Consider the following 23,315-nt stretch of genomic DNA (forward strand, 5'->3'; position numbering starts at 1 on the left):
CACCTCCTTATATTAATGAGTTATCCTTAAGCTTCTTTTACAGTTAAAAGGTGAGAAACTTTGTTGATCATACCAAGAATAGCAGGAGTTTCTTCCTTAACTACAGTTGAATTCAACTTTTTAAGACCTAAAGCTTCTACCGTCGCACGTTGATCTTGTGGACGACCAATTACACTACGAGTGAGGGTAATTTCTAACTTTTTCGCCATTTGTTTTCCCTCCTTAACCTAGTAGCTCTTCTACAGATTTACCGCGTAATTTTGCAACATCTTCAGCGCGCTTAAGTTCGCTTAATCCGTTCACAGTAGCGCGAATCATGTTGATTGGTGTGTTAGAACCAAGAGATTTCGAAAGAATATCTTGTACACCAGCTAATTCAAGTACCGCACGAACAGGTCCACCAGCAATAACACCAGTACCTTCAGCAGCAGGTTTTAAGAATACTTCACCAGCTCCAAAGTGACCGTTGATTGTGTGTGGAATTGTTGTACCAACTAATGGTACAGCGATTAAGTTTTTCTTAGCGTCTTCGATAGCTTTGCGGATTGCGTCTGGTACCTCTTGTGCTTTACCAGTACCGAATCCAACATGACCGTTTTTATCGCCAACTACAACTAGTGCAGCAAAGCGGAAACGACGACCACCCTTAACAACTTTCGCGACACGATTTATCGTAACTACACGTTCTTCAAGTTCTAATTTACTTGGGTCAATGCGATGCATCAATTTTCCCTCCTTTGACCATTAAAATTGTAATCCAGCCTCACGAGCAGCTTCAGCTAGAGCTTTAACACGGCCATGGTATAAGTAACCACCGCGATCAAATACTACTTCTTTAACGCCTTTCTCTACAGCACGCTTAGCAACTGATTCTCCAACTTTCGTAGCAGCTTCAGTATTGCTAGTACCGTTAAGAGCAAGGTCTTTATCAAGAGTAGATGCACTTACTAACGTTACACCATTCACATCATCAATAACTTGAGCGTAAATATGTTGGTTAGAACGGAACACGTTTAAACGTGGACGCTCTGCAGTACCAGTAAGTTTAGCACGTACACGTGCATGTCTTTTCTTACGAGTCGCATTTTTATCAGCTTTAGTGATCATTTTCTTGTCACTCCTTTCTCTCACCTAACGGGTTTACTTAGCAGTTTTACCTTCTTTACGACGAACAACTTCGCCTTCGTAACGAATACCTTTACCTTTGTAAGGCTCAGGAGCACGTACAGCACGGATGTTAGCAGCAAATTCGCCAACACGTTGCTTGTCGATACCTTTAATTACGATTTTAGTTGGTGCAGGTACTTCAACTTCAAGACCTGCTTCCGGAGTCATTTCTACTGGATGAGAATAACCTACGCTTAAAACAAGTTTATCTCCTTGTTTTTGAGCACGGTAACCAACACCGACTAATTCAAGTCCGCGTGCGAAACCTGCAGTTACACCTTCAACCATGTTTCCGATTAAAGCACGAGTTGTACCGTGTAATGCACGGTGTTCCTTCTGTTCAGATGGACGCTCAACTGTTAGTGTATTTTCTTCAATTTTGATAGACATATCAGCATTGAATTTACGAGTTAATTCACCTTTAGGGCCTTTTACTGTTACAGTATTGTCTTCTGCAATTGTAATAGTAACACCTGCAGGGATTTCAAGAATCTTTTTACCAATACGAGACATGTGGTCACACCTCCGTTCGTTTTAAATATATATTACCAAACGTATGCTACTACTTCTCCACCAGTTTGTAATTGACGAGCGTCTTTGTCTGTCATTACTCCCTTAGATGTAGAAACAAGAGCGATACCTAATCCGTTAAGTACACGTGGTACTTCGTCAGCTTTAGCGTAAACGCGTAAGCCAGGTTTACTGATACGTTTTAATCCAGTGATTACACGTTCATTGTTTGCACCATATTTCAGGAAAATACGAAGGATACCTTGTTTGTTATCCTCGATGTATTCTACATCACGAATGAAACCTTCACGTTTTAAAAGTTCAGCGATCTCTTTTTTGATTTTAGAAGCAGGAACCTCTAATTTCTCATGACGTACCATGTTCGCATTACGGATGCGAGTAAGCATGTCTGCAATTGGATCTGTCATCACCATGTGTTTTACCTCCTTCCCATTTGTGGGTTTTACCAACTAGCTTTTTTAACACCAGGAATTTGACCTTTATATGCAAGTTCACGGAAACAAATACGGCAAAGTTTAAATTTGCGGTATACAGAATGCGGACGACCGCAGCGTTCGCAACGTGTATACTCTTGTACTTTAAACTTAGGAGTACGCTTTTGTTTCGCTATCATAGATTTTTTAGCCACGTTTTCGCCTCCTCTACTTAGCGTTGGCTTCCATTATTTTTGGAATGGCATACCGAATTGTGTTAAAAGTTCACGAGCTTCTTCATCAGTTTTCGCTGTAGTAACGATTACGATGTCCATACCGCGGACTTTGCTTACTTTATCATAATCAATCTCAGGGAAGATAAGTTGCTCTTTAACACCTAATGTGTAGTTCCCACGACCATCGAATGATTTCTTAGAAACACCACGGAAATCACGTACACGTGGTAAAGAAACTGATACTAATTTGTCGAAGAACTCATACATTTGCTCGCCGCGTAAAGTTACTTTCGCACCGATTGGCATACCTTCACGAAGACGGAAACCAGCGATTGATTTTTTAGCACGAGTTACAACAGGTTTTTGACCTGCGATTTGTGTTAATTCTTCTACTGCATTGTCTAAAGCTTTTGAGTTAGATACCGCGTCACCAACACCAGTGTTGATTACGATCTTTTCGATTTTCGGTACTTCCATCACAGATTTATAGTTAAACTTGCTCACTAGAGCAGGAGTAATTTCCTTTTGGAACTTCTCTTTAAGGCGATTCAATGAAGTGACCTCCTTTCTTAAGAAAATTATTTATCTAATAATTCACCAGATTTTTTTGCAATACGAACTTTTTTACCATCTTCTACTTTGAAGCCTACACGAGTAGGTTCACCTGTTTTCGGATCTAAAATCATAACGTTAGAAACGTGAATAGGTGCTTCTTTAGTAATAATTCCACCTTGTGGATTTAATTGAGATGGCTTAGAGTGCTTCTTAACGATATTGACACCCTCAACGATAACACGGTTTTGCTTTGGGAAAGCCACAAGGATAACGCCTTGTTTTCCTTTGTCTTTACCAGTGATTACCTGTACTTTATCACCTTTTTTTACATGCATCTTAATTCTGCACCTCCTTAGCAAGGCAATACCTTAAATTATAGAACTTCTGGAGCTAAAGAAACGATCTTCATGAAGTTGCTATCACGTAATTCACGAGCTACTGGTCCGAAGATACGAGTACCACGTGGGCTCTTATCGTCTTTAATGATAACCGCTGCGTTTTCATCAAATTTGATGTAAGAACCGTCCGGACGACGAGCTCCGCTCTTCGTACGTACTACTACTGCTTTAACAACGTCACCTTTTTTAACAACGCCACCTGGTGTTGCTTGTTTTACCGTAGCAACGATAATGTCACCAATGTTAGCATATTTACGACCAGAGCCGCCTAATACTTTAATTGTTAAAAGTTCACGTGCACCAGAGTTGTCAGCAACTTTCAAACGAGATTCTTGTTGGATCATGTTATGAAACCTCCCTTCGGACTAAAAATTCCGATTCGTCTATTTAGATAATAACCGCTTCTTCAACGATTTCAACTAAACGGAAACGCTTAGTAGCAGAAAGCGGGCGAGTTTCCATGATTTTAACGATATCGCCAAGTTTCGCTTGGTTTTGCTCATCATGGGCTTTGTACTTCTTAGAATACTTAACACGTTTTCCGTACAAGGAATGAGTTTTGTAAGTTTCAACTAAAACTGTAATCGTTTTGTCCATTTTGTCAGACACTACACGACCAGTATAAACTTTGCGTTGGTTACGTTCGCTCACTATGCAAACCTCCCCTCAATTTATCGATTAATTCCGATCTCTCTTTCACGAACTACAGTTTTCATACGAGCAATTGCTTTACGCACTTCACGAATGCGAGTTGGATTCTCTAATTGTCCTGTAGCAAGTTGGAAGCGAAGATTAAACAACTCTTCCTTTAAAGCTTTAACTTTTGTTTCGATTTCGGCAGTGGTTAATTCACGAATATCATTAGTTTTCATTAGATTCACCACCATTTTCTTCACGTTTTACGAATTTACATTTCACAGGTAACTTGTGAGCTGCAAGACGTAATGCTTCGCGTGCTACCTCTTCAGATACACCCGCGATTTCGAACATAATTTTCCCAGGTTTTACTACTGCTACCCAGCCTTCTGGTGCCCCTTTACCGGAACCCATACGTACTTCTAGAGGTTTTGCAGTGTAAGGTTTAGAAGGGAAAATTTTAATCCATACTTTACCGCCACGTTTCATGTAACGAGTCATTGCACGACGAGCAGCTTCGATTTGACGGTTTGTAATCCATGAAGCAGCTTGTGCTTGTAAACCGAATTCACCGAAAGCAACTTCAGTTCCACCTTTAGCACGACCACGCATTTTACCACGATGCTCTCTACGATATTTTACGCGTTTTGGCATTAACATATTATTTTCCTCCTTCCTCAGAAGCTTTCTTTTTTGTAGGAAGGACTTCTCCACGGTAGATCCATACTTTTACGCCTAATTTACCGTATGTTGTATCAGCTTCAACTGCTGCATAGTCAATATCAGCGCGAAGTGTATGAAGTGGAACAGTTCCTTCACTGTAAGATTCTGCACGAGCGATATCAGCTCCGCCAAGACGACCAGAAACCTGTGTTTTAATACCTTTAGCACCTGCACGCATAGCACGTTGAATAACTTGCTTTTGTGCACGACGGAATGATACACGGTTTTCTAATTGACGAGCGATGTTTTCGCCTACTAATTTAGCGTTAAGATCAGCTCTCTTAACTTCTAAAATGTTGATGTGTACACGCTTGCCTGTTAATTGGTTAAGAGCTTTACGAAGTGCTTCAACTTCAGTACCACCTTTACCAATTACCATACCAGGTTTTGCAGTGTGAATTGTAACATTTACACGATTTGCTGCACGTTCGATTTCTACTTTAGCAACAGCAGAATCTTTTAAGCGTACATTAATGTACTCACGGATTTTGATGTCTTCATGTAATAATGTAGCGTAATCTTTCTCAGCGAACCAACGAGATTCCCAGTCACGGATAACACCGACACGAAGACCAATTGGATTAACCTTTTGACCCATCGATTATCCCTCCTTCTTTTCTGATACCACAACTGTAATGTGGCTTGTGCGTTTGTTAATTTGGCTTGCACGACCCATTGCACGTGGACGGAAACGTTTCAACGTTGGACCTTCGTCAACGAAGACTTTTTCAACAACTAGGTTGTTAATGTCCATCTCATAATTGTGCTCTGCATTTGCGATTGCAGATTTTAAAACTTTTTCTACAACTGGAGAAGCAGTTTTTGGTGTGTGGTTAAGGATAGCAATCGCTTCACCCACTTGCTTACCTCGGATTAAGTCTACTACTAAACGAACTTTACGAGGAGCAATACGAACTGTTCTCGCTACTGCTTTAGCTTGCATTGAAGTGCCTCCTCTCATTATCTTCTAGTTTTCTTATCGTCAGCAAGGTGACCTTTATACGTACGAGTTGGTGCGAATTCACCTAACTTATGGCCAACCATATCCTCAGTGATGTACACAGGTACGTGTTTACGACCATCATATACAGCGATTGTGTGTCCGATGAACTGAGGGAAGATTGTTGAACGGCGAGACCAAGTTTTAACAACTTGTTTTTGCTCAGATGCAACTAATTTTTCCATTTTGCTCATTAAGTGATCATCGACAAATGGTCCTTTTTTTAAGCTACGAGCCATTTTGGTGCCTCCCTTCGTGATTGGCGTACGGTTCTAGAAATGAACCGTACTACAATCCCATTATTTTTTACGACGACGAACGATGAATTTGTCAGACGCTTTGTTTTTCTTACGAGTCTTGAATCCAAGAGTTGGTTTACCCCATGGAGACATTGGAGACTTACGTCCGATTGGAGAACGTCCTTCACCACCACCGTGTGGGTGATCAACCGGGTTCATTACAGAACCACGAACTGTTGGGCGTTTACCTAACCAGCGAGAGCGACCTGCTTTACCGATTTTGATAAGTTCGTGTTGTTCGTTACCTACTTGACCGATTGAAGCGCGACAAGCAGATAATACAAGACGTACTTCACCAGAAGTTAAACGTACAAGTACGTATTTACCTTCTTTACCAAGTACTTGAGCAGATGTACCAGCAGAACGAACTAATTGTCCGCCACGACCAGGCTTAAGCTCGATGTTATGAACAACAGTACCTACTGGAATGTTGATTAATGGTAATGCGTTACCGATTTTGATGTCAGCTTCTGGGCCAGACATAACTTCCATACCTACTTCTAAAGATTTAGGAGCAAGAATGTAACGTTTTTCACCGTCAACGTAGTTAATTAATGCGATATTCGCAGAGCGGTTTGGATCGTATTCGATCGTAGCAACGCGTCCTGGAATTCCATCTTTGTTACGCTTAAAGTCGATGATACGGTATTGACGCTTATGTCCGCCACCTTGATGACGTACAGTAATTTTACCTTGGTTATTACGACCAGCCTTCTTGCTTAAAGGAGCAAGTAATGACTTTTCGGGTCTGTCAGTCGTGATTTCAGCGAAATCATTCGTAGTCATATTACGACGACCGTTAGTAGTTGGATTATACTTTTTAATTCCCATCTCAATTTCCCTCCTTCTTTAGTAAGAATTAAACGCCTTGGAAGATTTCGATTTCTTTGCTGTCAGCAGTTAGCTTAACGATTGCTTTACGACGACGGCTAGTAAAACCAGCGTGACGACCAACGCGTTTTGCTTTCGGCTTGTAGTTCATGATGTTCACTTTTTCTACTTTAACACCAAAGATCGCTTCAAGAGCATCTTTAACTTCTGTTTTATTAGATTTAACGTCCACATCGAACGTGTATTTTTTTTCAGCCATCATTTCCATAGAACGTTCAGTGATAACTGGGCGCTTAATGATATCACGAGGATCTCTCATTATGCAAGCACCTCCTCTACTTTTTCCACTGCCGCTTTTGTCATGATTAGCTTATCATGATGAAGCACGTCTAAAACGTTTACGCCATCAGCAGTGATTACTGTTACTCCAGGGATATTGCGAGCAGATAACTCTACAGATTCGTTTGCATCAGCAGTTACGATAAGAGCTTTCTTCTCAACAGTTAATCCTTTAAGTACTGCTAGCATGTCTTTTGTTTTTGGTGCATTTAACACTAGGTCTTCAAGAACTACAATGTTGTTCTCAACTACTTTAGTAGCTAATGCAGATTTGATTGCTAAACGACGAACTTTCTTAGGAAGTTTGTACGCATAGCTTCTTGGTGTAGGTCCGAATACCGTACCACCACCACGCCATTGAGGAGAGCGGATAGACCCTTGACGAGCACGTCCAGTTCCTTTTTGACGCCATGGTTTACGACCACCACCGCGAACTTCAGAGCGAGTTTTTACTTTGTGTGTACCTTGACGTAAAGATGCACGTTGCATCATTACAGCTTCGAAAAGTACAGCTTCATTTGGTTCGATACCGAAAATAGCTTCAGCTAATTCGATTTCACCAACCTGTGAACCAGTTTGGTTATATACAGTAACTTTTGGCATTGGAATTCCTCCTTCCTATTGTGAATTATTTGCTAACCTTCACAGCGCCTTGAACAACTACAAGAGATTTCTTAGCACCTGGAACGTTACCTTTTACTAGTAATAAGTTGCGCTCAGTGTCAACTTGAACGATTTCTAAGTTTTGGATAGTAACTTGGTCTCCACCCATACGTCCAGCAAGTTTTTTGCCTTTGAATACACGGTTCGGAGCAACTGGGCCCATTGAACCTGGACGACGGTGATAGCGAGAACCATGAGACATAGGTCCGCGAGATTGTCCGTGGCGTTTGATAACACCTTGGAAACCTTTACCTTTAGAAATTCCTGTTACGTCAACGATTTCACCTGCAGCGAAAACTTCAACTTTTACCTCTTGACCAACCTCTAATCCGTCCACGTCTGCATCGCGGATTTCGCGAATGAAGCGCTTAGGAGTTGTAGATGCTTTAGCAGTGTGGCCTTGTTCAGGTTTGTTAGTTAACTTTTCACGTTTATCTTCAAATCCTAACTGGATTGCATTGTAGCCATCAGTTTCAGTTGTTTTCTTTTGAAGAACAACGTTTGGATTAGCAGCGATAACTGTTACTGGGATTAACTCACCGTTCTCAGCAAATACTTGAGTCATACCGATCTTTCTTCCTAAGATTCCTTTGGTCATGAGTTACACCTCCTACATTTTTAAGTTATATAATTTATAGTTTGATTTCGATATCTACACCAGACGGTAAGTCTAAACGCATTAATGAATCTACTGTTTGTGGAGTAGGACTCACGATATCGATTAAACGTTTGTGTGTGCGCATTTCAAATTGCTCACGAGAATCTTTGTACTTATGAACAGCACGAAGAATTGTGTAAATAGTCTTCTCAGTTGGTAATGGGATCGGACCAGAAACTGTTGCCCCAGAACGCTTAGCTGTTTCTACAATTTTCTCAGCTGATTGATCAAGAATACGGTGATCATAAGCTTTTAAACGGATACGAATTTTTTCTTTTGCCATTATTTTCCCTCCTTCGTTCGCCTATTTCTAAAATAGACCTTCTCCATGGAAATTTCCCCACACCATGCCATGGCAAAGCGGCCGGGTGTGTCAGCAACCTTCCACTTCATCGCAGTCAAAGACCAACATTGTCTATTATACAATGTTATTCGTCTAGATGCAAGCATCTTTTTGTTTGCATCTGCTTTTCTCTACTTTTGCTATTATACATGGCACTTTAAAGAATTTCAAGTTTTCATCTAACAGAATTCGTTTTACAGTTTCTGGATTATCTTTTGTTGTTTTTATATTACTATAGAAGAAACTCGTCAAAACAAAAAAACACACTCTTCTTCTTTATATAAACGCAAACAAAAAACCTAAGGGAAAATCCCTTAGGTTTTTTTATATCAGCTAAGATTACTCAACGATAGTAGCAACTACACCGTAACCTACTGTACGTCCACCTTCACGAATAGAGAATTTAGTTCCCTCTTCGATAGCGATTGGAGCGATAAGTTCGATAGTCATTTCGATGTTGTCACCAGGCATTACCATTTCAGTACCTTCTGGTAATTGGATGATACCAGTTACGTCAGTTGTACGGAAGTAGAACTGAGGACGGTAGTTAGCGAAGAATGGAGTGTGACGTCCACCTTCTTCTTTAGATAATACGAAAACTTCAGCTTTGAATTTAGCGTGTGCTTTTACAGAGCCAGTTTTAGCAAGAACTTGTCCACGTTGGATGTCTTCACGAGCAACCCCACGAAGAAGAGCACCGATGTTGTCTCCAGCTTGAGCTTGGTCAAGAAGTTTACGGAACATTTCTACACCAGTTACAGTTGTAGAAGCATTCTCTTCAGCAAGACCGATGATTTCTACTACGTCACCAACTTTAACGATTCCGCGCTCTACACGACCAGTTGCAACTGTACCACGACCTGTGATAGAGAATACATCCTCGATAGGCATTAAGAATGGTTTGTCAGTTTCACGTTCTGGAGTTGGGATGTAAGCATCAACTTCAGTCATTAATTCAATGATTTTTGCTTCCCAATCAGCTTCTCCTTGAAGAGCTTTAAGAGCAGAACCTTTGATTACAGGAATGTCGTCGCCTGGGAATCCGTATTCAGATAATAGGTCACGAACTTCCATTTCTACTAATTCTAATAATTCTTCGTCGTCTACCATGTCGCATTTGTTTAAGAATACAACGATGTAAGGAACACCTACTTGACGAGAAAGAAGGATGTGCTCACGTGTTTGAGGCATTGGGCCATCAGCAGCAGATACTACTAAGATACCGCCGTCCATTTGAGCAGCACCAGTGATCATGTTTTTAACATAGTCAGCGTGACCTGGGCAGTCAACGTGTGCATAGTGACGAGTTTCAGTTTCGTACTCAACGTGTGCAGTTGAGATTGTGATTCCGCGCTCTCTTTCTTCTGGAGCAGCGTCGATTTGATCGTATCCGCGTGCTTCAGCACCACCAGCTTTTGCAAGAACTGTAGTGATCGCAGCAGTTAATGTAGTTTTACCATGGTCAACGTGGCCGATTGTACCGATGTTAACATGGGGTTTAGAACGTTCGAATTTAGCTTTAGCCATTCTAAATTCCTCCTTAGTTTATATAGGTTATTTTATATTTAGACTAGAAAGCGAAACTTACGTCCCACTTTCTAAGCTTACATAAGTAGTTATACTCGAACAATTGATAAAAATCAATTATTCGCCTTTATTTTTTTTAATAATTTCTTCTGAAACAGACTTCGGTACTTCTTCATAATGATCAAATGTCATTGAGAATGTTCCGCGTCCTTGAGTGTTAGAACGTAATGCTGTCGCATAACCGAACATTTCAGAAAGTGGAACCATAGCGCGAACAACTTGTGCGTTACCGCGAGCTTCCATACCTTCTACACGTCCACGACGAGATGTTACGTCACCCATGATGTCTCCCATGTACTCTTCAGGAATTACAACTTCAACTTTCATCATTGGCTCAAGAATTACTGGGTTACATTTAGAAACCGCAGCTTTAAGTGCCATAGATGCAGCGATTTTGAACGCCATCTCAGATGAATCGACATCATGGTAAGAACCGTCAACTAATGCTGCTTTAATGTCAACTAGTGGGTAACCAGCTAGTACACCATTTTTAAGTGAGTCTTCAAGACCCGCTCCAACAGCTGGGATGTATTCACGTGGAACTACACCGCCGACGATTTTGTTTTCGAATTCAAATCCTTTACCTTCTTCGTTAGGTGCAAACTCAATCCAAACGTGACCGAATTGTCCACGTCCACCAGATTGACGAGCAAACTTACCTTCAACTTTCGCAGCAGCGCGGAAAGTTTCACGGTATGCTACCTGAGGAGCACCAACGTTTGCTTCGACTTTGAATTCACGGCGCATACGGTCAACGATGATATCAAGGTGAAGTTCACCCATACCAGCGATGATAGTTTGGCCAGTTTCTTGGTCAGTGTGAGCACGGAATGTTGGATCTTCTTCAGAAAGCTTAGATAATGCTGTACCCATTTTATCTTGGTCAGCTTTAGATTTTGGTTCGATAGCTACAGAGATAACTGGCTCTGGGAATTCCATAGACTCAAGGATAACAAGGCTCTTCTCGTCACAAAGAGTATCACCAGTAGTAGTATCTTTTAAACCTACAGCAGCAGCGATATCACCAGCGTAAACTGTTGAAATCTCTTCACGGCTGTTAGCGTGCATTTGTAGGATACGTCCTACACGCTCACGCTTACCTTTAGTTGAGTTTTTCACGTATGATCCAGAGTTTAACACACCAGAGTACACACGGAAGAACGTTAACTTACCAACATAAGGGTCAGTCATGATTTTGAATGCTAAAGCTGCGAATGGTTCTTCATCGCTAGACTTACGTTCTACTTCTTCATCTGTATCCGGAAGAGTACCTTTAATCGCAGGTACATCTAATGGAGATGGTAGGTAGTCGATAACTGCGTCTAACAGAATTTGAACACCTTTGTTTTTGAATGCAGAACCACAGATTACTGGGAAGAATTCTACAGAAGTTGTAGCCTTACGGATACCAGCTTTAAGCTCTTCTACAGTGATTTCTTCACCTTCTAGGTACTTCATCATCATTTCTTCATCAAGCTCAGCTACCGCTTCAATAAGCTTTCCACGGTATTCTTCAGCTAGTTCTTTGTGCTCTTCAGGAATTTCGACACGCTCGATGTCTGTTCCTAAATCGTTACCGTACATGTAAGCACACTCTTCAACAAGGTCAATGATACCATTGAACTCATCTTCAGCACCGATTGGTAACTGAATTGGATGTGCGTTTGCTTGTAAACGATCGTGGATTGTTCCTACAGAGTATAAGAAATCTGCACCGATCTTATCCATTTTGTTAACGAATACGATACGAGGTACACCGTAAGTAGTAGCCTGACGCCAAACAGTTTCTGTTTGTGGTTCTACACCAGATTGTGCATCAAGTACTGCTACCGCACCATCAAGTACGCGTAAAGAACGTTCTACTTCTACTGTGAAGTCTACGTGTCCTGGAGTATCAATGATGTTTACACGGTGACCTTTCCATTGAGCTGTAGTTGCAGCAGAAGTAATTGTGATACCACGCTCTTGCTCTTGCTCCATCCAGTCCATCTGAGATGCACCTTCATGAGTTTCACCGATTTTATGAATACGTCCTGTGTAATACAGAATACGCTCAGTTGCTGTTGTTTTACCAGCATCGATGTGAGCCATGATACCAATATTACGAGTGTTTTCTAAAGAGAACTCTCTTGTCATTTGGTGTCTTGCTCCTTCCATATATGGATTGGATTTTTTATTTTAAGTAGCAAAAAAGCCACTTTATATTGTTACATATGCCAGTGTCCAGTACCCTCATTATGTAAAACGAGCGCCCAACGAAAGGGAGAGGCATTCTCCCTCTCCACACTTCCATAAGCGACAAATAAAGCGGTTTATGCATACATTTATTTTACGTTGAATCCTACCAACGGTAATGAGCAAATGCTTTGTTAGCTTCTGCCATTTTATGAGTGTCTTCACGTTTCTTAACAGATGCACCAGCGTTGTTAGCTGCATCTAAGATTTCGTAAGCTAGACGCTCTTCCATAGTTTTTTCACCACGAAGACGAGCATAGTTTACTAACCAGCGAAGACCTAAAGTTGTACGGCGTTCTGGACGAACCTCAACTGGAACTTGGTAGTTAGCACCACCAACACGACGAGCGCGTACTTCAAGAACAGGCATGATGTTCTTAAGAGCTTGCTCGAATACTTCCATTGGTTCTTTATCTGAACGTTCACGAACGATATCGAAAGCGTTATAAAGAATTGTTTGAGATTTACCTTTTTTACCGTCAACCATCATTTTGTTGATAAGGCGTGTTACTAGCTTAGAATTGTACATTGGATCTGGTAACACGTCACGTTTCGCAACAGGTCCTTTACGAGGCATATTGAGTTCCTCCTTTCATTATAAGTTTATTATTTTTTAGCAGGTTTTGGTCGCTTAGTACCATATTTAGAACGTCCTTGCATACGTTTGTCAACACCAGCTGTATCAAGCGCTCCACGAACGATGTGGTAACGTACCCCTGGTAAATCCTTTACTCGACCACCGCGAATTAATACTACGCTATGCTCTTGTAAGTTATGACCGATACCTGGGATGTAAGCTGTAACTTCAATACCGTTTGTTAAACGTACACGAGCGTATTTACGTAACGCTGAGTTAGGTTTCTTTGGAGTCATTGTACCAACACGAGTACATACACCACGTTTTTGAGGTGCAGAGATATCAGTTGATTTTTTCTTTAAAGAGTTAAATCCTTTGTTTAACGCAGGTGATTTAGATTTCCATACTTTATCAGTACGACCATTTCTCACTAATTGGTTAATAGTAGGCATTTGATTATCCTCCCTTCGCATGTTTGTATGACCACATATCCAGGTGGTTCATTATTAGTTGAAAACAAAGTTTTTGCAAGGAAGAGCAAATGCTCTCTCCTCACAAAAACAGTTTTAACTTATTATTCCTATTGCTGAAGCTCCCACTTGAATCCCCGAAACTTTTCCAAGCTTACGAACTGATTCAACCTTTGTTATGGGTATGTTATGTTGCAAAGCAGTGCGAATGATAACATGGGTTAACCGCACATCAGCATCTTCTGCAATAACAACTTCTTTAACTATACCATTTTTGATTGCTTCCAATGTGCGTTTATGACCAACGACTACATTTTCAGCATTTGACACTTTTTGATAAGACATATAAATATCCTCCAAAGCATCGTTCAGGAGCAACCTTGATTATAGTAACATTTTGACTCATACAATGTCAACTAGGATTAGATGTTTTTATACAAAATTTACGACGGAAAATTTTACTGTTCCACATAAATCTCATCGTTTTCTACATTCATGTTATCTTGTGTTGTTTTTACAAGATCCACTTTGCGATAACGATTCATACCTGTTCCAGCAGGAACAAGTTTACCGATAATAACGTTCTCTTTCAATCCTAGAAGCTCATCACGTTTACCTTTAATTGCTGCATCAGTTAAGACACGAGTTGTTTCTTGGAATGATGCTGCAGATAAGAATGAATCAGTTTCAAGTGAAGCTTTTGTAATACCAAGTAGAACAGGTCTAGCTGTCGCTGGTTGTTTACCTTTCAGTAACACCTTCGCATTCGCATCAGTAAACTGATGGATATCTAGTAATGTTCCTGGTAATACGTCTGTTTCACCTGCATCACTTACACGAACTTTACGTAGCATTTGACGTACCATTACCTCTACGTGTTTGTCACCAATTTCTACCCCTTGCATACGGTATACTTTTTGAACTTCACGTAATAAGTATTCTTGAACTGCTGTAATGTCCGTTACTTTTAGTAATTCTTTCGGATCAATAGAACCTTCTGTTAACTCTTTACCGTGGCTAATTGGCTGTCCTGGAGTTACTTTCAGACGAGCACCGTAAGGAATAGCATACGTACGAGCTTCAACTTCACCCTGTACAACTACTTCTTGGCGATCTTTAACATCGTTGATCGCTGCGATAACACCGTCGATTTCACTGATAACTGCCTGACCTTTCGGATTACGAGCTTCGAAGATCTCTTGGATACGAGGTAAACCTTGAGTGATATCATCTCCGGCAACCCCACCTGTATGGAATGTACGCATCGTTAACTGTGTACCTGGCTCACCGATAGATTGAGCTGCGATAATACCTACCGCTTCTCCTACTTCTACGTCTGTACCAGTTGCTAAGTTACGACCGTAACACTTCTTACATACACCATGGCGAGTGTTACACGTAAACGCTGAACGAATATTTACAGTTTCAACACCCGAATTTTCAACGATATGAGCGATATCTTCAGTAATTAATTGGTTTTCACTAACTAATACTTCACCTGTTTCAGGATGTTTTACAGTTTTTCTTGCAAAACGTCCAACAAGACGATCATATAATGACTCAATTACTTCATTACCCTCTTTAATCGCACCAATTAATAGACCACGATCTGTTCCACAATCATCTTCACGGACAATTACATCTTGTGCAACGTCTACAAGACGACGTGTTAAGTAACCAGAATCGGCAGTTTTAAGTGCTGTATCGGCAAGACCTTTACGCGCACCATGCGTAGAGATGAAGTACTCAAGTACTGTTAAACCTTCACGGAAACTCGATTTGATTGGAAGTTCGATGATACGACCAGATGGATTGGCCATCAGACCACGCATACCAGCAAGCTGAGTAAAGTTAGATGCGTTACCACGGGCACCTGAGTCACTCATCATGAAGATTGGATTGCGTTTATTCAAGGATTTCATCAGTTTTCCTTGGATAACATCTTTTGCATTACTCCAAATAGAGATAACGCGATCGTAACGTTCTTCTTCCGTGATTAAACCACGACGGAATTGTTTAATTACATTATCTACTTTTGCTTGTGCTTCGTGGAGAATTTCATCTTTTTCGCCTAATACAAGAATGTCAGATACCCCAACTGTAATACCAGCTTTTGTAGAGTACTTGAACCCTAAGTTTTTCATACGGTCAAGCATGCGAGACGTTTCTGTAATTTGGAAACGTTTGAACACTTCCGCAATGATGTTACCAAGGATCTTCTTGCTAAATGGCGCCACTTCTTCGCGACTAGCAATAATTTCTTTAATGTTCGCACCTTTTTCAACGAAATATTCCGCTGGTGTTTCTTTTTCAAGGTTTGAGTTTGTCGGTTCATTAATATAAGGGAACGACTCTGGTAAGATTTCGTTAAATATTAATTTACCAACTGTTGTTAATAGAAGCTTACCTTTTTGCTCTTCAGTAAACGTTACGTTATTTACTGAACTTGCAGCAACTGCAACACGTGTGTGCAGATGTACATATCCATTTTGATATGCAAGTATTGCTTCGTTTGCATCTTTGAAGACCATACCTTCACCGATTGCGCCTTCACGCTCAAGTGTTAAGTAGTAGTTACCTAATACCATATCCTGAGATGGAGTAACAACTGGTTTTCCGTCTTTTGGATTCAAGATGTTTTGTGCCGCTAACATAAGAATACGAGCTTCTGCTTGTGCCTCTGATGATAACGGAACGTGAACCGCCATTTGGTCACCGTCAAAGTCCGCGTTGTATGCAGTACATACAAGTGGGTGAAGACGAATTGCGCGACCTTCTACTAATGTAGGTTCAAACGCCTGGATACCAAGACGGTGAAGTGTTGGTGCGCGGTTTAGAAGTACTGGATGTTCTTTAATCACAGATTCTAAAACGTCCCAAACTTCAGGGTGTACACGCTCAATTTTACGTTTCGCACTCTTAATGTTGTGTGCTAACCCTTTTCCAACTAACTCTTTCATAACAAAAGGTTTGAACAGTTCAAGCGCCATTTCTTTCGGTAATCCACATTGGTACATCTTTAAGTTCGGTCCTACAACGATTACAGAACGGCCAGAGTAGTCAACACGTTTACCTAATAAGTTTTGACGGAAACGTCCTTGTTTACCTTTAAGCATGTGAGATAGTGATTTTAATGGACGGTTACCTGGTCCAGTTACTGGACGGCCACGACGACCATTATCAATTAATGCATCTACAGCTTCTTGTAACATACGTTTTTCGTTTTGAACGATGATGCTTGGAGCACCTAGGTCCAATAGACGTTTTAAACGATTGTTACGGTTAATTACACGACGATATAAGTCGTTTAAGTCAGAAGTAGCAAAACGTCCACCATCTAACTGTACCATTGGGCGTAGTTCTGGTGGGATAACTGGTAGAACATCTAAGATCATCCAAGATGGTTCATTTCCAGAGTTACGGAATGCTTCTAATACTTCTAGACGTTTAATAGCACGAGTACGGCGTTGTCCTTGTGCTGTTTTTAATTCTTCTTTTAAGAAGTCTACTTCTTTATCTAAATCAATGTCTTGTAGTAGCTTTTTAATCGCTTCTGCACCCATAGCAGCTTGGAATGTGCTACCATATCGATCACGATATGCACGGTATTCTTTTTCAGAAAGTAATTGCTTCTTATCAAGTGGTGTATCTCCACTTTCTGTTACAACATAAGAAGCGAAATAAATTACTTCTTCAAGCGCGCGAGGGGACATGTCTAAGACAAGTCCCATGCGGCTCGGGATACCTTTGAAATACCAAATATGAGATACAGGAGCAGCTAATTCAATATGACCCATACGTTCACGACGTACTTTTGCACGCGTTACTTCAACGCCACATCGATCACAAACTACACCTTTATAACGTACACGTTTGTATTTTCCGCAATGACATTCCCAGTCCTTTTGTGGTCCGAAAATACGCTCACAGAACAAGCCATCTTTTTCAGGCTTTAACGTACGATAGTTAATAGTTTCTGGTTTCTTAACTTCACCGTATGACCAAGAACGAATCTTGTCAGGTGAAGCAAGTCCAATCTTCATATATTCAAAGTTATTTACATCTATCAAGGGGCCTACCTCCCTTTTAGTCTACAGGTTATCCCAATTATTCCTTAGTTGTCTCAACTTCGACATTCAATTTATCTGCTGATTGATGATCATCGTCATCTTCTGTATCACGCATTTCAATTTCTGTATCGTCGCTAGACATCATTTTAACGTCCATACCTAAACTTTGCAGCTCTTTAATCAATACTTTGAATGATTCAGGAACGCCTGGTTCTGGAACATTTTCGCCTTTAACAATTGCTTCATAAGTCTTAACACGTCCAACAACATCATCAGACTTCACTGTTAAGATTTCTTGAAGAGTATAAGCAGCACCGTAAGCTTCAAGTGCCCAAACCTCCATCTCACCGAAACGCTGTCCACCGAACTGAGCTTTACCTCCAAGAGGTTGCTGCGTTACAAGTGAGTATGGTCCAGTAGAACGAGCATGAAGTTTATCGTCAACCATGTGCGCAAGTTTGATCATATACATGACACCAACAGATACGCGGTTATCGAATGGTTCACCAGTACGTCCGTCATACAGGATTGTTTTCGCGTCATTTGCCATACCAGCTTCTTCAATTGTGCCCCAAACATCTTCCTCACGAGCACCATCGAATACTGGTGTTGCAATGTGAATGCCCAGGTATCTTGCTGCCATACCAAGATGAAGCTCTAATACCTGACCGATATTCATACGAGATGGTACCCCTAATGGGTTTAACATGATATCGATTGGCGTACCGTCTGGTAAGTAAGGCATATCTTCTTCTGGTAAAATACGAGAAATAACACCTTTGTTACCGTGACGTCCGGCCATCTTGTCACCTTCAGAAATTTTACGTTTTTGAACGATATATGCACGTACAAGTTGATTCACGCCTGGTGGCAATTCATCGCCATCTTCACGGTTGAATACTTTTACGTCTAAGATAATACCGCCACCACCGTGTGGTACACGTAGTGATGTATCACGTACTTCACGCGCTTTTTCTCCAAAGATAGCATGTAATAGACGTTCTTCAGCTGTTAATTCTGTTACACCTTTAGGTGTTACTTTACCAACAAGTAAATCTCCATCTTTTACTTCAGCACCAACGCGAATGATACCGCGCTCGTCAAGGTTACGTAATGCGTCTTCCCCAACGTTTGGAATGTCACGTGTAATTTCTTCTGGTCCAAGCTTCGTATCACGAGCTTCTGATTCATATTCTTCAATATGAATAGAAGTGTACACATCATCTTTTACAAGGCGCTCACTCATGATGATCGCATCCTCGTAGTTATAACCGTCCCAAGTCATGAAGCCAACAAGCACGTTACGTCCAAGTGCTAGTTCACCTAATTCCATAGAAGGACCATCCGCAAGGATTTCACCTTTTACAACTTCATTTCCAACACTTACGATTGGACGTTGGTTGTAACAAGTTCCTTGGTTAGAACGAATGAATTTTTGCATTTTGTAGCGATCTAAGTCGCCTTTTACTGTTTGACCGTCAACTTCTACATAGCGACGTACCCAAACTTCACGTGCTTCTACGCGCTCAACAACACCAGGATGTTTACAGATTACTGCAGCACCTGAGTCTTTTGCTGATACGTACTCCATACCTGTACCTACAATCGGAGATTCCGGATTCATTAACGGAACCGCCTGACGTTGCATGTTCGCTCCCATAAGTGCGCGGTTAGAGTCATCGTTTTCTAAGAACGGAATACAAGCTGTCGCTGCCGACACTACTTGTTTTGGAGATACATCCATGTAGTCGATGCGTTCTCTATTTGTGACAATGTTTTCACCACGGAAACGAGCTACGATATCTTCACTTAGGAATTCACCTTCATCAGATAATTTCATATTCGCTTGGGCTACAACATAGTTATCTTCTTCATCTGCTGTTAAATAATCAACATGCCCTGTTACAAGACCAGTTTCTGGGTCAACACGACGATATGGTGTTTCAATGAAACCAAACTCATTTACTTTCGCGAACGAAGATAATGAGTTAATCAAACCGATGTTTGGTCCCTCTGGTGTTTCAATCGGACACATACGACCGTAGTGGGAGTAATGAACGTCACGTACTTCAAATCCTGCGCGCTCACGCGTTAAACCACCAGGTCCTAATGCAGATAGTCTTCGTTTGTGAGTTAACTCTGCTAATGGATTTGTTTGGTCCATGAACTGAGATAACTGAGAACTTCCGAAGAACTCTTTAATAGATGCAATAACAGGACGAATATTAATTAGCGCCTGTGGTGTAATTGCATTTGTATCTTGGATCGACATTCTCTCACGAACAACACGTTCCATACGAGAAAGACCGATACGGAATTGATTTTGTAATAGTTCTCCAACAGAACGAAGACGACGGTTTCCTAAATGGTCAATATCATCTGTATCCCCTACTTTGTATAGTAGGTTGAAGAAGTAACTGATAGAAGCAAGGATATCACCTGGTGTGATGTGTTTCACATCACGAGTAATATTTGCATTGCCAATTACATTAATTACACGTTCGCCTTCCGACTCAGGAGCATAAATCTTAATAGATTGCAGCTCAACATCGCCTTCTACCACTCCACCCATTGGTTTCGCTGTTTTGAATCCAATGTTTTTCTCTAAGTAAGGTAAAATGCGATCAAGTGTACGACGATCTAAGATTGTTCCTTCCGCCGCTAAAATTTCACCAGTTTCTGGATCCACTAATGTTTCAGCTAAACGTTGATTAAACAATCTGTTTTTAATGTGTAACTTCTTGTTGATCTTATAGCGACCTACATTTGCTAAATCGTAGCGCTTTGGATCGAAGAAACGAGACACAAGTAAGCTCTTAGCATTTTCTACTGTTGGTGGTTCACCAGGACGTAGACGCTCATAAATTTCAAGCAATGCTTTTTCTGTACTATCTGTGTTGTCTTTTTCTAATGTGTTGCTTAAGTATTCGTTATCACCTAAAAGCTCGGTGATTTCTTGATCAGAGCCAAACCCTAATGCGCGTAACAAAACAGTTACAGGAAGTTTACGCGTACGGTCAATACGCACATATACAACATCCTTAGCATCTGTCTCATACTCTAACCAAGCTCCGCGGTTTGGAATTACAGTAGCAGTAAAACCACGTTTTCCGTTTTTATCCACTTTGCCACTATAGTATACGCTTGGAGAGCGAACTAACTGGGAAACGATAACACGTTCTGCACCGTTAATTACGAATGTTCCAGTCTCTGTCATGAGTGGGAAATCTCCCATGAACACATCTTGTTCTTTTACTTCACCAGTTTCCTTGTTGATTAGACGCACTTTTACACGAAGTGGTGCTGCATACGTCACATCACGCTCTTTGCATTCGTCTACAGAGTATTTAGGTTCACCTAAGCTGTAGTCGATAAATTCAAGCGATAGATTTCCCGTAAAGTCTTCAATCGGAGAAATGTCTTGGAACATTTCTCGCAAACCCTCATCAAGAAACCACTGATAAGAAGAGGTTTGAATTTCGATAAGATTTGGTAACTCTAATACTTCACTAATACGGGCATAACTTCTTCGTTGGCGGTGGCGTCCGTATTGAACTAGTTGACCTGTCAACTGCTTCACCCCTCAAATCATGAGTATTATAAATGCACAAAAAAATTTGTGCAAAATCACAAATAAATACAACTACTGCTATTAGCGTAGTCTTTTTCTCTTAAAGATAAATACGTTGAGTCTTTCTACCTGCTCAAAAAAGAAAAATGGCTTCTATAAGAAAACCATCATTCTGTTTCATAATCTGCTGATTTTACTATCTTTTCCAAGAGAAACAAAAATATACATCTTTCTCAACGCAGAAAATCATATATTGGCATTGTATAATGTTAACATAGCCAAAAATAACCGTCAACGTTTTTTTGATTTTATGATATAATATCCTTTTTTCTTTTCTACAATCTCAACTTCAGAAAATACTTCTTCTAGTTTTTTCAGCGCAGATGGTGCACCTTGCTTCTTTTGAATAACAATCCAAAGTTCTCCACCTGGAACTAAATAATCCACAGCTTTTTCTAAAATCTCATGTACGATATCTTTACCCGCACGAATTGGAGGGTTAGATAGAATAGCAGCATACTCGCCATCTACATTTTCATAGACGCTACTTTGAAAAATACGTATATTCTCGATTCTGTTATTAGCGGCATTTTCTTTCGCAAGCCCAAGCGCCCTTTCATTCACATCCACCATGTGAACTTCACAACCTTGAAACTCTTTCGCTAACGACAAACCAATAGGACCGTATCCACAACCTACGTCTAATATATCACCTTTAATATCCGGCATTTGAAACGCTTCAATTAAAAGACGAGAACCAAAGTCCACCTCGTTTTTCGAAAACACCCCATGGTCAGATAAAAAAGTAAATTGAGATCCACGAAGTGGAAATTCCCATCGTTTACGATCACTTTTACTAGAAGGGTCGTTAGAAAAATAATGGTCTGCCATATGGCCACCTCTTTTCTTTACAGTTAAAAAAAAAGCTCGCATGAGAGCGAGCTTTTTTTAAAGCATCAAAAGTTAATTACTTAACTTCTACAGCAGCGCCAACTTCTTCAAGTTTAGCTTTCATTTCTTCAGCTTCCTCTTTAGAAACGCCTTCTTTGATTGCTTTTGGAGTGTTGTCAACTAATTCTTTAGCTTCTTTTAAGCCAAGACCAGTGATTTCACGTACAGCTTTGATAACTTTGATTTTTTGAGCGCCAGCACTTGCAAGTACTACGTCAAACTCAGTTTTTTCAGCAGCAGCTTCACCAGCGCCACCAGCTACAGCTACAGGAGCAGCAGCAGTTACGCCGAATTCTTCCTCGATAGCTTTTACTAAGTCGTTAAGTTCTAATACAGTCATAGATTTAACTGCTTCAATGATTTGTTCTTTAGTCATTGTAAATATCCTCCCTTAAATAGGTTTGTATTGTTTTATAGATAACAAGTAATTATCTTTTAAAAAATTAAGCGCCTTGCTCTTCCTTTTGTTCTGCAACTGCTTTAGTAGCAAGTGCAAGGTTACGGATTGGAGCTTGAAGAACGCTAAGAAGCATAGAAAGTAAGCCTTCACGTGATGGAAGAGTAGCGATTGCTTTAACCTCATCAAGTGTTACAAGTTTACCTTCGATTACGCCCGCTTTAATTTCTAAAGCTTCATGTTTTGTAGCGAAGTCGTTTAATACTTTCGCAGGAGCAACTACATCCTCGTTACTGAACGCGATTGCGTTTGGTCCTGTTAAGAATTCGTTTAACTCAGCCATTTCAGCAGATTCTGCAGCACGACGAGTTAGAGAGTTTTTGTAAACTTTGAACTCAACGCCAGCTTCACGTAATTGCTTACGTAATTCTGTTGCTTCAGAAACTGTTAAACCACGGTAGTCAACAACAATTGTAGATTTACTAGCACGAAGTTTGTCCGCGATTTCAGTTACAACTTGTTGTTTAGTTTCGATTACTTTGCTCATGTTATTACACCTCCTGTAGATTATATAGAAGATGTACCGAAAGTGCACTAAAAACCTCCATGCCCAACTTGTAGACATGGAGGCATATAGTCACAGAAAAAAATTCCGTTTCGTATAT

At 40.6% G+C, this 23,315-nt stretch carries 30 protein-coding genes and 1 other annotated feature (1 of these 31 running past the window's edge); all 30 genes read right to left on the reverse strand.

Translation table 11 applies throughout. The features are described 5' to 3' along the window. Positions 1–26 precede the first annotated feature (26 nt). The 30 genes from rpmD to rplJ all read right to left on the reverse strand — a co-directional run bounded on the left by rpmD (position 27) and on the right by rplJ (position 23,197). The gene (gene rpmD / locus MRP26_RS28720; protein ID WP_001085233.1) at positions 27–209 is read right to left on the reverse strand and encodes a 50S ribosomal protein L30; all 183 of its coding nucleotides are present in this window, start codon (positions 207–209) and stop codon (positions 27–29) included. A 13-nt stretch (positions 210–222) separates the two neighbouring features. Beyond that, a complete protein-coding gene (gene rpsE / locus MRP26_RS28725; protein ID WP_000554646.1) occupies positions 223–723 on the reverse strand; it encodes a 30S ribosomal protein S5 in 501 nt (166 codons plus the stop codon). Positions 724–744: 21 nt separating this feature from the next. Continuing rightward, a complete protein-coding gene (gene rplR / locus MRP26_RS28730) occupies positions 745–1,107 on the reverse strand; it encodes a 50S ribosomal protein L18 (RefSeq protein ID WP_000628818.1) in 363 nt (120 codons plus the stop codon). A 33-nt stretch (positions 1,108–1,140) separates the two neighbouring features. Beyond that, on the reverse strand, positions 1,141–1,680 hold the full coding sequence (gene rplF, locus MRP26_RS28735; protein ID WP_000086551.1) for a 50S ribosomal protein L6: 540 nt from the start codon (positions 1,678–1,680) through the stop codon (positions 1,141–1,143). 32 nt (positions 1,681–1,712) lie between these two features. Continuing rightward, on the reverse strand, positions 1,713–2,111 hold the full coding sequence (rpsH, locus tag MRP26_RS28740; RefSeq protein WP_000245511.1) for a 30S ribosomal protein S8: 399 nt from the start codon (positions 2,109–2,111) through the stop codon (positions 1,713–1,715). A gap of 29 nt (positions 2,112–2,140) precedes the next feature. Beyond that, on the reverse strand, positions 2,141–2,326 hold the full coding sequence (rpsN, locus tag MRP26_RS28745) for a 30S ribosomal protein S14 (protein ID WP_001085700.1): 186 nt from the start codon (positions 2,324–2,326) through the stop codon (positions 2,141–2,143). A gap of 33 nt (positions 2,327–2,359) precedes the next feature. Further along, positions 2,360–2,899: a 50S ribosomal protein L5 gene (rplE, locus tag MRP26_RS28750; RefSeq protein ID WP_001080829.1), complete on the reverse strand. Its 540-nt coding sequence runs from the start codon at positions 2,897–2,899 to the stop codon at positions 2,360–2,362. A gap of 26 nt (positions 2,900–2,925) precedes the next feature. Then, positions 2,926–3,237 (reverse strand): 50S ribosomal protein L24, encoded by a 312-nt coding sequence (gene rplX, locus MRP26_RS28755; protein WP_000558200.1) that lies wholly within the window; start codon positions 3,235–3,237, stop codon positions 2,926–2,928. 38 nt (positions 3,238–3,275) lie between these two features. After that, complete coding sequence (gene rplN / locus MRP26_RS28760; protein WP_000615912.1) at positions 3,276–3,644, reverse strand: 50S ribosomal protein L14; 369 nt, start codon at positions 3,642–3,644, stop codon at positions 3,276–3,278. Between the two features lie 43 nt (positions 3,645–3,687). Further along, complete coding sequence (rpsQ, locus tag MRP26_RS28765; protein ID WP_000004106.1) at positions 3,688–3,951, reverse strand: 30S ribosomal protein S17; 264 nt, start codon at positions 3,949–3,951, stop codon at positions 3,688–3,690. 20 nt (positions 3,952–3,971) lie between these two features. Beyond that, positions 3,972–4,172, reverse strand: a complete 201-nt coding sequence (rpmC, locus tag MRP26_RS28770) for a 50S ribosomal protein L29 (RefSeq protein ID WP_000855718.1) — start codon at positions 4,170–4,172, stop codon at positions 3,972–3,974. Then, a complete protein-coding gene (gene rplP / locus MRP26_RS28775) occupies positions 4,162–4,596 on the reverse strand; it encodes a 50S ribosomal protein L16 (protein WP_000928971.1) in 435 nt (144 codons plus the stop codon). The genes rpmC and rplP overlap by 11 nt, the downstream gene beginning before the upstream one ends. A 1-nt stretch (position 4,597) precedes the next feature. Further along, positions 4,598–5,257: a 30S ribosomal protein S3 gene (gene rpsC, locus MRP26_RS28780; RefSeq protein WP_000529956.1), complete on the reverse strand. Its 660-nt coding sequence runs from the start codon at positions 5,255–5,257 to the stop codon at positions 4,598–4,600. A gap of 3 nt (positions 5,258–5,260) precedes the next feature. Further along, positions 5,261–5,602, reverse strand: a complete 342-nt coding sequence (gene rplV, locus MRP26_RS28785; RefSeq protein ID WP_001148024.1) for a 50S ribosomal protein L22 — start codon at positions 5,600–5,602, stop codon at positions 5,261–5,263. A 17-nt stretch (positions 5,603–5,619) separates the two neighbouring features. Beyond that, a complete protein-coding gene (gene rpsS, locus MRP26_RS28790) occupies positions 5,620–5,898 on the reverse strand; it encodes a 30S ribosomal protein S19 (RefSeq protein ID WP_000124454.1) in 279 nt (92 codons plus the stop codon). Positions 5,899–5,958: 60 nt separating this feature from the next. Continuing rightward, the gene (rplB, locus tag MRP26_RS28795; protein WP_000511583.1) at positions 5,959–6,789 is read right to left on the reverse strand and encodes a 50S ribosomal protein L2; all 831 of its coding nucleotides are present in this window, start codon (positions 6,787–6,789) and stop codon (positions 5,959–5,961) included. 28 nt (positions 6,790–6,817) lie between these two features. Continuing rightward, positions 6,818–7,108 carry a 50S ribosomal protein L23 gene (gene rplW / locus MRP26_RS28800; RefSeq protein ID WP_001205558.1) on the reverse strand — a complete coding sequence of 97 codons (291 nt, stop codon included), beginning with the start codon at positions 7,106–7,108 and terminating at the stop codon, positions 6,818–6,820. Further along, positions 7,108–7,731, reverse strand: a complete 624-nt coding sequence (gene rplD, locus MRP26_RS28805; RefSeq protein ID WP_001127258.1) for a 50S ribosomal protein L4 — start codon at positions 7,729–7,731, stop codon at positions 7,108–7,110. The genes rplW and rplD overlap by 1 nt, the downstream gene beginning before the upstream one ends. Before the next feature lie 25 nt (positions 7,732–7,756). After that, a complete protein-coding gene (gene rplC, locus MRP26_RS28810) occupies positions 7,757–8,389 on the reverse strand; it encodes a 50S ribosomal protein L3 (RefSeq protein WP_000160209.1) in 633 nt (210 codons plus the stop codon). A gap of 34 nt (positions 8,390–8,423) precedes the next feature. Further along, positions 8,424–8,732 (reverse strand): 30S ribosomal protein S10, encoded by a 309-nt coding sequence (rpsJ, locus tag MRP26_RS28815; RefSeq protein WP_001040595.1) that lies wholly within the window; start codon positions 8,730–8,732, stop codon positions 8,424–8,426. Positions 8,733–9,131: 399 nt separating this feature from the next. Beyond that, positions 9,132–10,319 (reverse strand): elongation factor Tu, encoded by a 1,188-nt coding sequence (tuf, locus tag MRP26_RS28820; RefSeq protein WP_001029617.1) that lies wholly within the window; start codon positions 10,317–10,319, stop codon positions 9,132–9,134. Between the two features lie 117 nt (positions 10,320–10,436). Continuing rightward, positions 10,437–12,515 carry an elongation factor G gene (gene fusA, locus MRP26_RS28825; protein ID WP_000196384.1) on the reverse strand — a complete coding sequence of 693 codons (2,079 nt, stop codon included), beginning with the start codon at positions 12,513–12,515 and terminating at the stop codon, positions 10,437–10,439. A gap of 205 nt (positions 12,516–12,720) precedes the next feature. Next, entirely contained in the window at positions 12,721–13,191 is a 471-nt protein-coding gene (gene rpsG, locus MRP26_RS28830) for a 30S ribosomal protein S7 (protein ID WP_001137492.1), read from the reverse strand. Between the two features lie 29 nt (positions 13,192–13,220). Next, positions 13,221–13,643: a 30S ribosomal protein S12 gene (rpsL, locus tag MRP26_RS28835; protein ID WP_001142341.1), complete on the reverse strand. Its 423-nt coding sequence runs from the start codon at positions 13,641–13,643 to the stop codon at positions 13,221–13,223. A 114-nt stretch (positions 13,644–13,757) separates the two neighbouring features. Then, positions 13,758–14,006 (reverse strand): 50S ribosomal protein L7ae-like protein, encoded by a 249-nt coding sequence (locus tag MRP26_RS28840; protein WP_000121833.1) that lies wholly within the window; start codon positions 14,004–14,006, stop codon positions 13,758–13,760. Between the two features lie 113 nt (positions 14,007–14,119). Continuing rightward, on the reverse strand, positions 14,120–17,731 hold the full coding sequence (gene rpoC, locus MRP26_RS28845) for a DNA-directed RNA polymerase subunit beta' (protein WP_000567943.1): 3,612 nt from the start codon (positions 17,729–17,731) through the stop codon (positions 14,120–14,122). Between the two features lie 37 nt (positions 17,732–17,768). Beyond that, entirely contained in the window at positions 17,769–21,302 is a 3,534-nt protein-coding gene (rpoB, locus tag MRP26_RS28850) for a DNA-directed RNA polymerase subunit beta (RefSeq protein ID WP_000147553.1), read from the reverse strand. 291 nt (positions 21,303–21,593) lie between these two features. Then, positions 21,594–22,193, reverse strand: coding sequence for a class I SAM-dependent methyltransferase (locus MRP26_RS28855; protein WP_064531899.1), 600 nt, complete (start codon positions 22,191–22,193; stop codon positions 21,594–21,596). 76 nt (positions 22,194–22,269) lie between these two features. After that, positions 22,270–22,629, reverse strand: coding sequence for a 50S ribosomal protein L7/L12 (rplL, locus tag MRP26_RS28860; protein ID WP_000159737.1), 360 nt, complete (start codon positions 22,627–22,629; stop codon positions 22,270–22,272). A 67-nt stretch (positions 22,630–22,696) separates the two neighbouring features. Continuing rightward, on the reverse strand, positions 22,697–23,197 hold the full coding sequence (rplJ, locus tag MRP26_RS28865; protein WP_000048718.1) for a 50S ribosomal protein L10: 501 nt from the start codon (positions 23,195–23,197) through the stop codon (positions 22,697–22,699). A gap of 39 nt (positions 23,198–23,236) precedes the next feature. Then, positions 23,237–23,315: a sequence feature (ribosomal protein L10 leader region), on the reverse strand; it runs 65 nt beyond the window's last position.

The organism is Bacillus sp. CCB-MMP212, assembly GCF_022748145.1.
GTDB classification, from domain to species: domain Bacteria; phylum Bacillota; class Bacilli; order Bacillales; family Bacillaceae_G; genus Bacillus_A; species Bacillus_A cereus.